The sequence below is a fragment of the Amycolatopsis sp. NPDC005232 genome (assembly GCF_040607795.1).
GTDB lineage: Bacteria > Actinomycetota > Actinomycetes > Mycobacteriales > Pseudonocardiaceae > Amycolatopsis.
The window spans coordinates 16,480-30,262 of the sequence record NZ_JBEXHL010000037.1 but is presented as its reverse complement, the minus strand read 5'-3'; the positions used below and the strand labels follow the sequence as shown (position 1 = coordinate 30,262).

15 protein-coding genes are annotated in these 13,783 nt (G+C 70.1%); 6 read left to right on the top strand and 9 right to left on the bottom strand.

Going from position 1 to position 13,783, the window contains the following annotated elements; translation table 11 throughout:
* Nucleotides 1–2: 2 nt before the first annotated feature.
* The 3 genes from ABZU76_RS42550 to ABZU76_RS42540 form a co-directional block, all read right to left on the bottom strand.
* Nucleotides 3–515: a YbaB/EbfC family nucleoid-associated protein gene (locus tag ABZU76_RS42550; RefSeq protein ID WP_354881296.1), complete on the bottom strand. Its 513-nt coding sequence runs from the start codon at nt 513–515 to the stop codon at nt 3–5.
* A 73-nt stretch (nt 516–588) separates the two neighbouring features.
* A complete protein-coding gene (locus ABZU76_RS42545; protein WP_354881293.1) occupies nt 589–1,344 on the bottom strand; it encodes a decaprenylphospho-beta-D-erythro-pentofuranosid-2-ulose 2-reductase in 756 nt (251 codons plus the stop codon).
* Nucleotides 1,341–2,714, bottom strand: a complete 1,374-nt coding sequence (locus ABZU76_RS42540; protein ID WP_354881289.1) for an FAD-binding oxidoreductase — start codon at nt 2,712–2,714, stop codon at nt 1,341–1,343. Before ABZU76_RS42540 ends, ABZU76_RS42545 begins: the two co-directional genes overlap by 4 nt.
* Before the next feature lie 211 nt (nt 2,715–2,925).
* Here ABZU76_RS42540 and ABZU76_RS42535 point away from each other — a divergent pair, with 211 nt between their 5' ends.
* The 3 genes from ABZU76_RS42535 to ABZU76_RS42525 all read left to right on the top strand — a co-directional run bounded on the left by ABZU76_RS42535 (nt 2,926) and on the right by ABZU76_RS42525 (nt 6,419).
* A complete protein-coding gene (locus ABZU76_RS42535) occupies nt 2,926–3,393 on the top strand; it encodes a GtrA family protein (protein ID WP_354881286.1) in 468 nt (155 codons plus the stop codon).
* A 5-nt stretch (nt 3,394–3,398) separates the two neighbouring features.
* Nucleotides 3,399–5,309 (top strand): glycosyltransferase, encoded by a 1,911-nt coding sequence (locus ABZU76_RS42530; protein ID WP_220245622.1) that lies wholly within the window; start codon nt 3,399–3,401, stop codon nt 5,307–5,309.
* A gap of 96 nt (nt 5,310–5,405) precedes the next feature.
* A complete protein-coding gene (locus ABZU76_RS42525; protein ID WP_354881282.1) occupies nt 5,406–6,419 on the top strand; it encodes an acyl-CoA dehydrogenase family protein in 1,014 nt (337 codons plus the stop codon).
* On the opposite strand, the gene ABZU76_RS42520 is transcribed toward ABZU76_RS42525, so the two are convergent.
* The 6 genes from ABZU76_RS42520 to ABZU76_RS42495 form a co-directional block, all read right to left on the bottom strand.
* Nucleotides 6,416–7,612, bottom strand: a complete 1,197-nt coding sequence (locus tag ABZU76_RS42520; protein WP_354881279.1) for a cytochrome P450 — start codon at nt 7,610–7,612, stop codon at nt 6,416–6,418. The genes ABZU76_RS42525 and ABZU76_RS42520 overlap by 4 nt on opposite strands.
* Before the next feature lie 23 nt (nt 7,613–7,635).
* Nucleotides 7,636–8,451 (bottom strand): ABC transporter permease, encoded by an 816-nt coding sequence (locus tag ABZU76_RS42515; RefSeq protein WP_354881276.1) that lies wholly within the window; start codon nt 8,449–8,451, stop codon nt 7,636–7,638.
* Nucleotides 8,448–9,422: an ATP-binding cassette domain-containing protein gene (locus ABZU76_RS42510; protein ID WP_354881273.1), complete on the bottom strand. Its 975-nt coding sequence runs from the start codon at nt 9,420–9,422 to the stop codon at nt 8,448–8,450. The genes ABZU76_RS42515 and ABZU76_RS42510 overlap by 4 nt, the downstream gene beginning before the upstream one ends.
* A gap of 31 nt (nt 9,423–9,453) precedes the next feature.
* A complete protein-coding gene (locus ABZU76_RS42505) occupies nt 9,454–10,296 on the bottom strand; it encodes a DUF4097 family beta strand repeat-containing protein (protein WP_354881270.1) in 843 nt (280 codons plus the stop codon).
* Between the two features lie 75 nt (nt 10,297–10,371).
* Nucleotides 10,372–10,899: a ribbon-helix-helix protein, CopG family gene (locus tag ABZU76_RS42500; protein WP_220245628.1), complete on the bottom strand. Its 528-nt coding sequence runs from the start codon at nt 10,897–10,899 to the stop codon at nt 10,372–10,374.
* A 163-nt stretch (nt 10,900–11,062) separates the two neighbouring features.
* Nucleotides 11,063–11,305, bottom strand: a complete 243-nt coding sequence (locus ABZU76_RS42495) for a hypothetical protein (RefSeq protein ID WP_220245629.1) — start codon at nt 11,303–11,305, stop codon at nt 11,063–11,065.
* Nucleotides 11,306–11,440: 135 nt separating this feature from the next.
* Here ABZU76_RS42495 and ABZU76_RS42490 point away from each other — a divergent pair, with 135 nt between their 5' ends.
* Genes ABZU76_RS42490 through ABZU76_RS42480 form a run of 3 tightly spaced genes read left to right on the top strand, consistent with a single transcriptional unit; the run spans nt 11,441 to nt 13,745 of the window.
* The gene (locus tag ABZU76_RS42490) at nt 11,441–12,187 is read left to right on the top strand and encodes an ESX secretion-associated protein EspG (protein WP_354881266.1); all 747 of its coding nucleotides are present in this window, start codon (nt 11,441–11,443) and stop codon (nt 12,185–12,187) included.
* 32 nt (nt 12,188–12,219) lie between these two features.
* Entirely contained in the window at nt 12,220–12,648 is a 429-nt protein-coding gene (locus tag ABZU76_RS42485; RefSeq protein ID WP_354881263.1) for a hypothetical protein, read from the top strand.
* Nucleotides 12,645–13,745: a hypothetical protein gene (locus tag ABZU76_RS42480; RefSeq protein WP_354881260.1), complete on the top strand. Its 1,101-nt coding sequence runs from the start codon at nt 12,645–12,647 to the stop codon at nt 13,743–13,745. Before ABZU76_RS42485 ends, ABZU76_RS42480 begins: the two co-directional genes overlap by 4 nt.
* The last annotated feature ends 38 nt before the right edge of the window (nt 13,746–13,783 follow it).

Sequence of the window (13,783 nt, the reverse complement as noted above, 5' to 3'; positions counted from 1 at the left end):
GATCACTCCCGCCGAAGAATGGGACCCCCGAAGTCGTCGTCTTCGACGGCTCGCGGGTTCGCCCGGTTCCGAGCGTTCTGCGGCGGTTGCGGCATTTGCGGCGGCTGAGCGGGCTGCCCAGGCTGCCCAGGCCCGGCCAGCGAGCTGGCGGGCGGCGGCGCACTAGGCCCGAGCGGCTCGACGTGCGCGTTGAACGCCTCGCGGAACTGCTCCGCCCGCTCACCCAGCACGGGCTCCACGGTCTGGTTCAGCGCCGCCGCGGCCTGCTGTGTTGCCGAGCGGATGGCGCCGAGGATCTCCTGCTGCAAAGCGGTGTGCGAGCGCCGCATCGCCTGCGGGCTCAGCTGCAGCCCGAGCACGGCACCCGACGGGGCGACGGTGACCGTCACCGACCCGTCGGCGTTGCGGGCGTGCCCGCGCAGGTTCGCGATCTGGTCCTTGAGTTCGGCGGCGCGGGCCGCCTGCTCCTGGAACCGCTGGAGCACGGCGTCGAGCCGCGCTGCCTGGTCCGGCATGGTGGAACCCCCAGAAAGGTGAAAGACCTTCGTCCACCATATGCGACGAAGGTCCCGCCTCGGGCGTTCCTTCTCAGAACGGCAGTTTCCGGAAAATCGGACGCGGCACGTGCCGCAGCACCGACATCACCAGCCGGAACTGCGCCGGCGCCCAGACCAAGTCCTTGCCGGTGCGCGCCGCGGCCACGGCGATGTCGGCCACCTGCTCGGCGGTCTGGGCCAGGGGAGCGTCCTTCAGTCCTGCCGTCATCTTGGTCTTCACGTGACCCGGGCGGACGACGGTGACCTTCACACCGTGGTCGGCGAGTGCCTCGCCGAGGCCCAGGTAGAAGCCGTCGAAGCCGGCCTTGGTGGAGCCGTACACGAAGTTCGAGCGCCGCACGCGCTCACCGGCCACCGAGGACAGCGCGATGATCGTGCCGTGGCCCTGGCCCTTGAGCTTCTCCGACAGCGCCACGCCCACCGACACGGCGGCCGCGTAATTCACGGTCGCCAGCTCCACGGCCTTGGCGTGGTCCTGCCAGACCTCCTCGGGGTCGCCGAGCAGGCCGAACGCGACCACGGCGACGTCGATGTCGCCGCCGGCGAACGCGCGGTCGAGCACGGCGGGGTGCGAAGCTGTGTCCTTGGCGTCGAAGTCCACAGTGGACACCTCAGCGCCGCGATCCTTCAGGCGCTGTGCCGCGGCGTCGAGCCGGGGCGACGGACGCGCGGCGAGCACGACCCGCAGCGGCTTCTCCGCGAGGTACTTCTCCGCGATGGCCAGCGCGATGTCGGACGTGCCGCCGAGCAGCAGCAGGGACTGGGGGTTGCCAACGGCGTCGATCACAGTGCGAGCCTCCGGCTCATGTCAGAGGCGAAAACGCCTTCGGGGTCAACGGCGGCGCGGACCTTGCGCCACTCCTCGAGCCGCGGGTACATCTTCGCGAACGTCTCGGCGCCGGTCCGCGAGTCCTTCGCGGCGTACAGGCGGCCGCCTGCGGCGAGCACCTCGTCGTCGAGCTCGAGGCAGAACCGGCTCAGGCCGGTCTTGATCGGGAAGTCCACGCTCAGCATCCAGCCGGGCGAGGGCCACGACATCGGCGCCGGGTTGGCGTCGCCCATGCGCTTGAACACGTTGAGGAACGAGTAGTGCCCCGACGTCGCGATCCGCCGGCAGATGGCCTTGAGCTGGTCTTCCGCGCCGAACGGCACCGAGAACTGGTACTGCAGGAAGCCCTTGGAGCCGTACGCGCGGTTCCACTCCGAGATCATGTCCAGTGGGTGGTAGAACTGCGTCAGGTTCTGGACCTTGCCGCGCACGCCCTTCTTGGGCACGGTCTTCTGCCACAGCTCGTTGATCAGGCCGAAGGTGAGCTTGTTGCCCAGGCCGTTGGGGAACACGTCGGGCAGCGTCGCGAGCTTCGGCGCGTCGAACTTCAGCGGTTCGCTGCGCAGCTTCGCGGGCAGCTGATCCAGCGTGGCGAGCGAGCCGCGCGAGAACGTGGCCCGGCCCAGCCGCGAGTCCGACGAGATCAGGTCCGGGACCGACATCGAGTAGTCGTAGTTCAGGTCTGAACCGTCGGTGAACAGCGCGAGGGTCTCGTCGAGGCTCGACGTGCGGTCGGCGTCCACGTAGAAATATGCCGACTCCGTCTTTTTCATCCGCACGGTGGCGCGCGTGATGATGCCGGTGAGGCCGATACCGGCCACCGTCGCCCAGAACAGTTCCGCCTCATCGCCGTCCGGCGTGAGCGTGCGGACGCGACCGTCGGCCGTGAGCAGGTCCATCGACACCACGTGGTTGCCGAAGCTGCCGGCCGAGTGGTGGTTCTTGCCGTGGATGTCGTTGGCGATCGCGCCGCCGATCGTGACCTGGCGCGTGCCCGGCAGCACCGGCACCCAGAGGCCGTGGGGGAGCGCCTCGCGCATGAGCTTGTCGAGGCTCACGCCGGCGTCGAGGTCGACCAGGCCGGAGTCGGGGTCGATCGAGTGGATGCGGTCGAGCGCGGTCATGTCGACCACCAGGCCACCGGCGTTCTGCGCCGGGTCGCCGTAGGAGCGGCCGAGGCCGCGCGCGATGACCCCGCGAGGGCCGGCCGACGCGACGGCGGCCGCGATGGTCTCGACATCAGGTGTGCTCAGGACGTCGGCGACGGTCCCGGCGGTGCGGCCCCAGCCGGTGAGCGTGCGTCGCTGTGTGTCGGGTGTCTGGGTCACCCATCCAGTAAACACACTGGTGCGGAGCGCCTCCGTTGAGGGTGGTGGTGGGGGCACGGGTAGGAGTAGACACGCGCTAGGACGCCCGGAACGTGACCCTGAAGTGCCCGCTTCTACACTTTGCGCATCAAGGCACAAGCGTCCGCGCGTCAAAGTCGACACGGACAGGGCTTCCCGAGACGACGACGCATCGAGCCGAGAAGGTATTCCAGTGGTGGCTACGGAACCGCAGAGTGAGACGACGGTGACAACACCGGTTGGCCCCGGTCTGCTCGGTCAGCTCATCCGCTTCGGGCTGATCGGCGGGTTCTGCGCGCTGCTCGATCTGGGTACATACTCGCTGCTCAGGGCTGTCGGCATGGACGCGGTGCCGTGGGTCGACATCGCTCGCGCGATCAGCTTCGTCGTGGGTACGACCACGGCGTTCTTCCTGAATCGCCGGTTCACGTTCGCCGGCGGCCGTCGCGATGGCGGCACGCAGGTCGGCAGCTTCATCCTGCTCTACGCCGTGACCTTCCTCGTGGCGGTCGGTGTGAACCAGTGGATGCTGCACCTGCTCCCGGAGTCGACGTGGAAGGCCACGTTCGGCTGGGTCGTGTCACAGGCGACGGCGACCGTGATCAATTTCGTCATGCTCAAGTGGGTCGTGTTTCGTGAGCGGCCGGTAAAGGAGAACTGAGTTCGATGCCCGGTAAAGCAGCCCCGGTCGCGGAGGCGGCCCCCGAAGGCGAGACCCGGTTCGCGGAGCACGCGCCCGAAGGGAGGCTGACGGCCCAGCGCGGGCTGTACGCCGGCCCGGCGCCGATCGTCAGCAAGGACCTCTACGCCGAGCTCGAATGGGGCTCCGCGGTGCGTGACCGCGACGCGCTCACCGTCGAACCGTCGTCGAAGGTCACCGGCAACACCTATTTCGGCCGCTTCCCGGCCAGCTACTGGCAGCGCTGGACCACGGTCACCTCGGTCACCGTGGAAGCCGTGGTCAGCGGTGACGGCCTGCTCTCGGTCGGCGCGTCCGACCTCCAGGGCGACGCCCGCGTGGTCAACGCCGAGCAGGTCTCCGGCGCCAAGGCCCGCAAGGTCACGATGACGGCGAGCCTCGACAAGTTCTACGACGGCGGCGCGCTGTGGCTCGACCTCGAGACCGAGGGCGGCCAGACGCTGCGGGTCGAGCAGGTCCGCTGGACGGTCGACGCGCCGGAGAAGATCCGCCCGACCGCGGTCACGATCTGCACGATGAACCGCGCGGACGACTGCCTCAAGAACCTGCAGGCGCTCGCCGCCGACGTGTCGTCGCTGCACACGCTGGACGCCATCTACGTCGCCGACCAGGGCACCGACCTCGTCGAGTCGCGCGACGGCTTCGAGCAGGTCGCGAAGGACCTCGGCGACAAGCTGCACTACATCAAGCAGCCGAACCTCGGCGGCGCCGGCGGCTTCACCCGCGGCCTGTACGAGGTGGCCGGCCACACCGCCACCGAGCACGCCAACGTGCTGTTCATGGACGACGACGTGCTCCTGGAGCCGGACCTCGTCGTGCGCATGACGGCGTTCTCCAACCGCGCGGCCAACCCGATCATCGTCGGCGGCCAGATGCTCAACCTGCTGCACCCGAACCAGCTGCACGTCGGCGCCGAGTACGCGCGCCTGAACACGCTGGAGCCGGGCCAGCCGGTCACGCACTCGCTGTCCACGGCCGACCTGCTGGGCGTCGACGAGGAGACCCTCAAGCCCAACCGCCAGGAGCGCCGCCTCGACGCCGGGTACAACGGCTGGTGGTCGTGCCTGATCCCCTACGAGGTCGTGAAGGCCATCGGTTACCCGATGCCGTTCTTCTTCCAGTGGGACGACGCGGAGTACTCCTACCGGGCCCGTGAGTACGGTTTCCCGACGGTGACGCTGCCGGGCGCCGGCGTGTGGCACGCGGACTTCCACTGGAAGGACTGGGACGAGTGGCACCGGTACTTCAACCTGCGCAACTCGATCATCACCGCCGCGCTGCACTCGCCGTTCAACCTGAACCTGCTGTCGCGCGTGCTGCTGGCGCAGCTGGTGCGCTACTTGCTGGGCATGCAGTACGGCCTGTCGGCCACGCTGATCAAGGCCGTCGAGGACTTCCTCGAGGGTCCGGAGGTCCTGCGTGACGGCGGTGTCGCCGCGATGAAGGAGATCCGCCGGATCCGCGGGGAGTACCCGGAGACCAAGCGGCACAAGGCCACCGACGTTCCGGGCATCGCGTCCAACGACATCGGCATCATCAACAGCGCGCCGCGGCCCAGCATGCAGCGCCTGGTGCTGATCAAGCGCGTGATCGACCGCGTGCTCGGCCGCAGCCGCTTCGGCCTAGGCGCGGTGCCGATCGACGAGGCGCACTGGTGGCACATCGCGCTGTTCGACACGGCCGTGGTCACGGACGCTTCGCAGGAAGGCGTGCGCGTGCGCACGTACGACAAGGTGAAGATGTTCGACCTCGCCCGGCGCGGTGCGAAGACGATCCAGCGGCTCCGCAAGGAAGGCGCGGGCGTGCAGGAGCAGTACAAGCGCGCGATGCCGGAGCTCACCTCGCGGGAGAACTGGAAGCGTCTCTACGAGCTCTGATGCTCTGAACACCGAAAGCCACCACGGTCGCCTCCGTGGTGGCTTTCGGTGCATTCGGGGGCTTGTTTTCCGTTGAGTTAGGGTAGCCTAACTCTTGTGTCGAACCTCGTCGCCCGAGCGCGGGCACTCGCCGATGACGTGCTGTTCCCCGCCGCTGCGCAGGTCGACCTGCGTGGCGAGGTGCCGCGGTCGCACTTCGACGCGCTGGCCGAGGCCGGCCTCTACGGCCTCGCCGCACCCCCCGACGCCGGTGGCCCCGGCGCGGGCCTGGCCGAGCTCGTCGAGGTGATCGAGACGCTGGCCGGCGGATGCCTGAGTACCACGTTCACCTGGATCCAGCACCACGGTCTCGTCGCCGGCCTGTCCGGTTCGGCCAACGAGGTGTTGCGCTCCGAATACCTCGCCGACCTGGTCAAAGGCACCGTCCGGGCCGGAGTTGCCTACGCGGGCGTGATCCCGACACCGCCGCGCACCCGGGCCAGGCGGGTCAGCGACGGTTTCCGCTTCGACGGCGAGGCGCCGTTCGTGAGCGGCTGGGGTGGGATCGACTTGCTGATGCTCTCGGGTCGAACCCCGGAGGACACTGTCGTCACCACCGTGGTCGCTCCGGTGGCCGGACACGGACTCGACGTCAGTCCACTGCATTTGATTGCCGCGCAGGGCACCTCGACCGTCCGCATCGGACTGGACGACTACTTGGTGCCCGCCGAACGCGTGCTCGCCGAGGTCTCACACGCCGACTTCATCGCGGGGAACACCTTCGCGTCGCGGCTCAACGGCTGCGCCCCCCTCGGCCTGGCCGAACGCTGTGCCCGCCTGCTCGACGACCTGGGCCAGACCGGAACGGCCACTGCCCTGCGTGCCGAACAGGAACAGATCCGCATCCGCCTCGACTCGGGCCTCACCGACCCCGCTTCGCTCCCCGCCGCCCGCGCGGCGGGCGCTGAGCTGGCCTACCGCAGCGCTGGGGCCCTCGTGGCTGCTACCGGCAGCCGCTCCGTGCTCGCCGGCGAGCACGCAGGTCGGCTGGTGCGGGAAGCCACGTTCCTGCTGGTGGCCGCCAGCCGTCCGGAAATCCGCGACGGCCTGCTGGCCCTGGCGCGTCGCTAGCCCTGGTCCCAGGTCACCGGGAGCCGCTGCACGCCGTAGATGTTCTGGTGCCCGGGCCGCAGCGCCACGTCCTCGGGCGCGACGGCCAGCCGCAGCGTCGGGAACCGGCGGACCAGCGCCGGCAGCGCGACGCGCATCTCGACCCGGGCCAGCTGCTGGCCGAGGCACTGGTGGATGCCGTGCCCGAACGTCAGGTGCCCGGGCACGCCCCGGCTGAGGTCGAGCGTGTCGGGATCGGCGAACCGCTCCGGATCGCGGTTGCCGGCCTGCACGGAGAAGGTGACCGACTCGCCCGCCTTGATCAGCTGCCCGTCGAGCTCGACGTCTTCCAGCGCCGCCCGCACCCCGGTGTGCGTGATGCTCAGGTACCGCAACAGCTCCTCGACCGCCTTGTCGGCGAGATCCGGGTCGGCGCGCAACGCGTTGAGCTGCCCGGGGTGCTGAAGCAGGGCGAAAGTGCCCAGCGCCAGCATGTTCGCGGTCGTGTCGAGACCGGCACCCAGCAGGAAGGTCGCGAGGCCGGCCAGCTCCTCGTCGGTCAGGTCGCTGGTGGTCAGCTCGCTGAGGATGTCGTCGGTCGGCTCGGCGCGTTTCGCCGGGACCAGCCGGCCGACGTACTCCTGCAGCTTGCCGTACGCGGCGAAGCGTTCCTCGGGAGCGGCGTCCACATCGGACACCGCGGCGGCGTGGCCCTGGAAGGACTCGCGGTCGGCGTAGGGCACCCCCAGCAGCTCGCAGATCATCACGGCGGGAACCGGGTGCGCGAAGGCCTGGACCAGGTCCACCACGGGACCCTGCCGGGCCATCGCGTCCAGGTGCTCGGCGGTGACCTGCTCGACGCGTTCGGTCAGCTGCCGCATCCGCCGGACGGTGAACCGGCCGGTCAGCAGCTTGCGGTAGCGGGCGTGCTCCGGGTCGTCGACGCCGGTCAGGTCGCCGGGCGCCGCGGCCGGCACCTCGATGCCTTCCAGACCAGGCATCGGGTAGTGCGCGAGCTCGTAGCGGGAGCTGAAGCGCTGGTCGGCCAGCACCGCGCGGACCTGCGCGTAGCCGGTGACGAGCCAGCCCTCGTGGCCGTCGGGGTAGGTCAGGCGGACCACCGGGTGCCGCTCGCGAATCGGGCCCAGCTCCGCGGGCGGGTCGAAGGGGCAGCCGGCGGGACGGTCGACCGGAAGTTCGGGAAGGTGCGTCATCTCGGGCCTCTCTCGGCTGCCGGTCAGTGGGCGTATTCGCGGTTGAACAGGCGCTTCGACCACAGGTAGCCACCGAGCGCGATCACGGCGCACCAGCCGAGGGCGAACCACACGTTGCTGCCGAGCGGCTTGTCCATCAGCAGGCCGCGCAGGGTCTCGATGATCGGCGTGAACGGCTGGTACTCGGCGAACCAGCGCAGCCCGGCCGGCATGGAGTCGGTGGGCACGAAGCCGCTGCCGAGGAAGGGCAGCAGGATCAGCGGCATCGGCAGGTTGCTCGCCGTCTCGACGCTCTTGCTCACCTGGCCGAGCGCGACCGACAACCACACGAGCGCAAACGTCACCACCAGCAGGAACCCGGCCGTGGCCAGCCACCCGCCGAGCCCGGCCGAGGGCCGGAAACCGACCAGCAGAGCCACGCCGATCACGATCGCCAGGGTGAACGCCGCCTGGATCACGCTGCCCAGCACGTGCCCGGTCAGCACCGAGACGCGGGCGATGTGCATGGTCCGGAACCGCGCGATCACGCCTTCGGTCATGTCCATGGCGACCGAGATCGCGGTGCCCTGGACGGTGGCCGTCACGGTCATCAGGATGATCGCCGGCGCCACGTAGTTCACGTACGCCTCGCGGCCGCCGCCTCCGCCGAGCCCGGCGCCCATCGTGCCGCCGAAGACGTAGACGAACAGCAGCAGGAAGACCACGGGCATCCCGACGAGCATCAGCGTCATCGACGGGTAGCGCAGCATGTGCTTGAGGTTGCGGCGCAGCATCGTCGCCGAGTCGCGCAGCGGCTGGAACTTGAGGCCGGCGGGGGCCGGCGCGGTGAGAGTGCTCATCGGGTCGTCACCTTCTCGTGGGTGGTGTTCTCGATCGCGGGGTTGCCGGTGAGGGCGAGGAAGACGTCGTCGAGGTCGGGGGTGTGCACGGACAGCTCGTCGACCTCGATGGCCTGGTCGTCGAGCCGCCCGATGAGGGCCTTGAGCGAGCGCAGGCTGCCGTCGCTGGGCACGCGCAGGGTGAGCGAGTCGTTGTCGCGCGACGCGTCGTCGAGCGTGGTCATGGCCGTGTCGAGGCCGCGCGGGTCGGCGAAGCGCAGGCGCACGTGGCCACCGGGGATGCGGCGCTTGAGCTCGTCGGCGGTGCCCTCGGCGACGATCCGGCCGTCGTCGAGCACCGCGATGCGGTCGGCCAGCTCGTCGGCCTCGTCGAGGTACTGCGTGGTCAGGAAGATCGTGACGCCGTCGGCCACCAGGCCGCGGACGATCTGCCACATGTTGCGGCGGCTGCGGGGGTCCAGACCGGTGGTCGGCTCGTCGAGGAAGATCAGCCGCGGGCTGCCGACGAGCGTCATCGCCAGGTCGAGCCGTCGCCGCATACCGCCGGAGTACGTCGACGCCGGCTTCTTGCCCGCCTCGGCGAGGTCGAACTGCTCCAGCAGCTGCGCGGTGCGGCGGCGCCGGTCGGCCCGGCCGAGGTGGTTGAGATCCGCCATCAGCAGCAGGTTCTCCTCACCGGTGAGCAGGTTGTCCACGGCGGAGAACTGGCCGGTGACGCCGATCGCGGCACGCACCGCGTCGGGTTCGCGGACGAGGTCGTACCCGGCCACCCGCACGTCGCCGGCGTCGGCGTTGATCAGCGTGGACAGGATCTTCACGGCGGTGGTCTTGCCGGCGCCGTTCGCGCCGAGGAGGGAGAACACCGTGCCCTCGGGAACGGTGAGGTCGAGCCCGTCGAGCACGACGTGGTCGCCGTAGGACTTGCGCAGTCCGGTCGCGGCGATCGCAGGCCGGGAGTGGTTGCTGGTCATGGTTTCCCCTTCGCTGGAAAGAAAACGGCGGTCAGGAGCGGCGGATGATCACGTCGCCGTACGAGGTGCGGCCGCGCACCTCGACGGTCTCGTCGGCTTCCTCGGGGCGGGTGGCGTTCTCCATCAGGTTGCGCACGTGGCCGAACCCGGTCGTCACGGAGAGCCAGGCCGCGGTGCCCTCGGCGACGCCGATTTCCAGGTCCCCCATGGAGGTTTCGAGCGTCACCGCGCCGCGCACGATCTCGCCGAGGCGGATGAGACCGGCCGACGTCTTCGCGTCGACCCCGGCGCCCGCGTGCTCGACGGTGATGTCGCCGTTGGCCGAGCGCACCCGCGCGTCGCCGCCGACGGAGGCGATCGTGGTCTCGCCGTTGGAGTTCTTGACCACCGCGGTGCCCTCGATCTCGCCGATCCGGATCTTGCCGGTGCCGGTGGAGATCTCGGCGTTGCCCGCGACGCCGTCGACGGTCACGTGACCGGCCGAAGTGGACAGGTGCAGCGGCCCGGTGCGGTCGACCCGCGCGTTGCCGGCCGAGGTCTTGAACCGGCTCTGGCCGAGGACGCCGGCGGTGCGGAAGTCGCCCGCCTGCAGCTCGGCGTTGACCGCGGACCCGGTGGGCAGCTCGATGGTCACGTCGACCGCGCGGGTCTTGCGGGAGAAGTCGAACGTGCGCTTCGGGCCGGTGACCGTGAGCGTGCCGTTGGTGTAGTCGACTCGGACCTGCTGCGCGGCCTTCACGTCGGACTCGTCGTTCTCGTCGCTCGGCCGGACGTCGACGACGGTGGTCTGACGCTCGCTCGCGGTGATCTGCACGTCGCCGACGCTCAGGTCGACGGTGACGGAGATCGGGTCGCGGGTTTCGAATTCAGGCATGGCTGTCTCCACAACTTGTGTCGGTGAACCGTCCCCGCAGGTCAGGGACGTGAGGTGAAGTGGTGCTGAAAGGTGCTAGCGGACCCAGCCGGTGAAGCTCTGCTTCGTCCGCTTGCCGCTGCTCGGCGGCTCGACGCGCTGGTCGCGGTCGGTGCGCTGCAAGGCCGTGGCGGCCGCCCGGACGAGCCAGGCGTTGACGGAGCGCCCCTCCTTGCCCGCGGCTTCCTCGACGGCGGCCTTGAGCTGTTCGGGCAGGCGCACGTTGATGCGCGCGGCGGGACCGTCTTCGGAGATGAGCAGCTCGCTCTCCGGAGCCGCGGCCATGGTCGTGTCTTCGGCCGCGAGCTCGAGCGGCTCGGCCGGCGGCGTGGTCACGACGAACTGCGGATCGCGGCCACGCAGGCGCAGCTCCACGGAGCCCGGAGCCAGGTCGCGGGTGATCTCGTCGGCGGCGGCTGACAGCGCGTCCAGCAGTGTCATCCGGATCGCCGACTCGAGCGACCCGGTCAGCCGCTCGACCAGCTCACGCGACTCCTCGCCACCGGCTTCGGCCAGTGTGGCGAACTCTCGCCCGAGGTTGCTGACGTACGTGGTCAAGTCCATGGCACAACTATGGCACACGAGTGGCACCATCGCAATGCCAAAGTGGCTCAGATGCGTGCCGAGATGGCACCGCGTGGCACCCTGCTGGCTTGCGGGCGAAAAAAGTGCAGGTCAGGGCCGTTTCGACCCTGACCTGGATGTGGCACTTCCCCCAGAACGGCGGCTAGGCCGACAGCCCGAACTTCCCCTTCCGGCTCAGATCGTCGACGTACGCGGCGGCGACGTGGGCGAAGTTCACCGACACGGTGTTGCCGTCGCGCGTCCGCACGGAGTGGACCCCACCGTGCTTGAGCAGGTCAGGGATCTTCTCCTCCACGCCGGCGGATTCGTCGTTCGTGATGGGGAAGATCAGCGGTTCGCCGCCGGAGGTCAGGTGCAGGACGAGCGCGAGTTTCGGGTCAGCCATGGCTCCATGCCACCAGCGCCCGATCACCGGCGGCAAGCGGGTTCGCGCACAGCAGAGCACTTCACCGGTCCGAGTAAGGCGCCTGCGAGGCGTCGGCTAGCGTTTCGTCGCGGAAACCCGACCTAGGGACGGACGATGCCGTACTCGTTCACGTTGTCACCCGCGGCGGTGGACCTGCTGCTGGAGCGGCAGGGTCTCGGCCGCACGCCGGCGCCGTTTTCGGTGGCGCACATCGGCATCACCGGCCAGGAACGCGCGGGCGTGCGCGACGCCGTGCTGCGCGACCTCGACAACCGGGGCCTGGTGCACCGCGGTTACCTCGACGACGACCTGGAGCTGGCGCTCACCACGTTCGCCCGAAGCCGCCTCGTCGTCACCGCTACTGCGCAGCTGGACAGTCGGCAACAGGGCGCGGGGCAGCTCTTCGCGCGCGTCGCGTCCACCGGCGACCAGGCCGTGCTGGTGAAGCAGGACAACGGCATGTTGGTCTTCGAGCAGATCCGCCCGACCGGTCTCGTGCCGGCGCTGGTCGACCTGCTGCCGCCAGGGGCCGCGGCGCCCGGCCAGTCCGTGACGATCACGCGCCCGGCGAAGCAGCCCCGCCGGGGCGGGTACGACCCGTTCGCGGCGTCGAACGCCCCGCGAAACCCGCAGCTCAGGTCCGTCGAGCGGATCTTCGAGAAGCCCCGGCTGCGGGTCGGGCAGTTCACGATCGGCGCGCAGCCGCCGCTCGTCTGGTTCGACACCGAGCTGGGCCGCTACCTGCTCAGCACCCGCGTCGCCGACGACGGGCAACGCTGGCTCACCTACGCGCCGGCCGACAACAACCGCCTCGCCCAGCAGCTGTTCACGCAGCTGGAGGCGTATTCCGCAAACGCCTGACCGCGGCCGTCGTCGTCAGTAGACTTCGGGTCATGACCTTGGTGGAGCCGGGACAGGTCGCCGGCCTGGACCCGAAGGCCGTCGCTGCCGCGGCGGCCGAGACGACGAAACTCGTGAACGCCGCGAAGTCGGGCAGCTTCACCATCTCCGGTGAAGCGCTCGAGGGCCTGCGCCAGGCGCTGTCCGACATGGTGACGCGCGTGGACCGGCTGACCGGTTCCACGGCCGCGCTGGACCAGGCCCCGCAGCTCGGAAGCCACCCGTACGGGCACGCGGTGGCAGCCCACGACCTCAAGGCCGCGTCGCAGGACGTCGGGTCCGTCCGGTCGGCGCTGGCGCAGTTCCGCGACGTGCTGACCCAGGCCGACGAGGCGCTGGCCCGCGCCGGCGGCGTCTACCGCACCGGTGAGGACAGCGCCGTCGACGCGCACGCCGCCCACAAGACGGGGGACCTCGCATGACCGCGCCGCAGCCGGGGCTCGAGCCGTCCGACGCCGACTACCTCGGCCACACCCACGAGCAGCTCCAGCAGTTCGTGACCACGAACCTCGACGTGAAGCAGGTCGCCGACGTCTCCGCGGCCTACACCGAGGTCACCAAGGCCTTCGACGACTTCGCGACGCAGCTGACCGAAGCCGTCAACAAGTCCAAGGGCTCGTGGGAGGGCAGCGCGGCCGAGAGCGCACAGGCCTACTTCGCCACGCTCGGCTCGTGGGCCGACGCGACGGCGCAGAACGCGAAGCTCGCCGCGCAGACCGTCGACGACCAGGGCACGGCCGCGCAGAACGCGCGCAACGCGATGACCGAGCCGATCCCATTCGACTGGACCGACGAGATGGCGCACTGGACGTCGGCCGGACCGTTCGACCTCGGCGACACCGTCGACCAGTCGCTGAAGAAGCAGCAGGCCAGCCAGTCGGCTCACGAGCAGGCCGCGCAGACGATGTCGGACTACGACCACTCGCTGTACTCGGCCGCGTCGAAGCAGCCGGTGTTCGCGGACCCGCCGCAGTTCGGCACGGGCAGCGTGACCACGGCCTCGGCCGTCCTCCCCGCGGCCGCGACCTCCACCGATCACCACGGCGGCGGTGGCTCCGACTCCGGCGGCCAGGTTTCGTCCGCGCCGAGCCAGATCACAGGCTCCGGCCACGTGCCGCCCGCCCCCAACACCGCCACCACGGCGTCGAGCTTCGAGCCCGCGGCGGGCCAGCAGCAGGCCGGTGCCGCGGGTGCGTCGGGCGCCGGCGGCATGCCCATGGGCGCGATGCCGATGGGCGGCGGCATGGGCGCTGGTGGTGGCGGCTTCGGCGCCGACGAGGAGTACCAGTCCAAGTTCAGTCGCGGCGGCAGCTTCGGCCCGGGGGAAGGCGCAGCGCCGGGCGGTGCGGGTGGCCTCAGTGGGGCGCCCGCGCGGGCCGGCATGGGCATGGGGATGGGCGGCGGTGCCGCTCGCTACGAAGAGGACGAAGCGGACGGCGCGCGCTTCTTCTCCCATGTGGACGAAGACGACGAGTACGGCGCAGGCCTGCGTGCCGCTCCGCCGGTGATCGGGGAGTAGCTCTGGCCGAACGAAAAGGGCCCCTCGGCGTTCGAGGG

What these genes read in the sequence shown, in the direction of transcription:
- ABZU76_RS42550 (WP_354881296.1), bottom strand. Translation starts at nt 515, where the DNA reads ATGCCGGACCAGGCAGCGCGGCTCGACGCCGTGCTCCAGCGGTTCCAG.
- ABZU76_RS42530 (WP_220245622.1), top strand. Translation starts at nt 3,399, where the DNA reads ATGCCCGGTAAAGCAGCCCCGGTCGCGGAGGCGGCCCCCGAAGGCGAG.
- ABZU76_RS42520 (WP_354881279.1), bottom strand. Translation starts at nt 7,612, where the DNA reads ATGACGCACCTTCCCGAACTTCCGGTCGACCGTCCCGCCGGCTGCCCC.
- ABZU76_RS42515 (WP_354881276.1), bottom strand. Translation starts at nt 8,451, where the DNA reads ATGAGCACTCTCACCGCGCCGGCCCCCGCCGGCCTCAAGTTCCAGCCG.
- ABZU76_RS42510 (WP_354881273.1), bottom strand. Translation starts at nt 9,422, where the DNA reads ATGACCAGCAACCACTCCCGGCCTGCGATCGCCGCGACCGGACTGCGC.
- ABZU76_RS42505 (WP_354881270.1), bottom strand. Translation starts at nt 10,296, where the DNA reads ATGCCTGAATTCGAAACCCGCGACCCGATCTCCGTCACCGTCGACCTG.
- ABZU76_RS42500 (WP_220245628.1), bottom strand. Translation starts at nt 10,899, where the DNA reads ATGGACTTGACCACGTACGTCAGCAACCTCGGGCGAGAGTTCGCCACA.
- ABZU76_RS42495 (WP_220245629.1), bottom strand. Translation starts at nt 11,305, where the DNA reads ATGGCTGACCCGAAACTCGCGCTCGTCCTGCACCTGACCTCCGGCGGC.
- ABZU76_RS42490 (WP_354881266.1), top strand. Translation starts at nt 11,441, where the DNA reads ATGCCGTACTCGTTCACGTTGTCACCCGCGGCGGTGGACCTGCTGCTG.
- ABZU76_RS42485 (WP_354881263.1), top strand. Translation starts at nt 12,220, where the DNA reads ATGACCTTGGTGGAGCCGGGACAGGTCGCCGGCCTGGACCCGAAGGCC.
- ABZU76_RS42480 (WP_354881260.1), top strand. Translation starts at nt 12,645, where the DNA reads ATGACCGCGCCGCAGCCGGGGCTCGAGCCGTCCGACGCCGACTACCTC.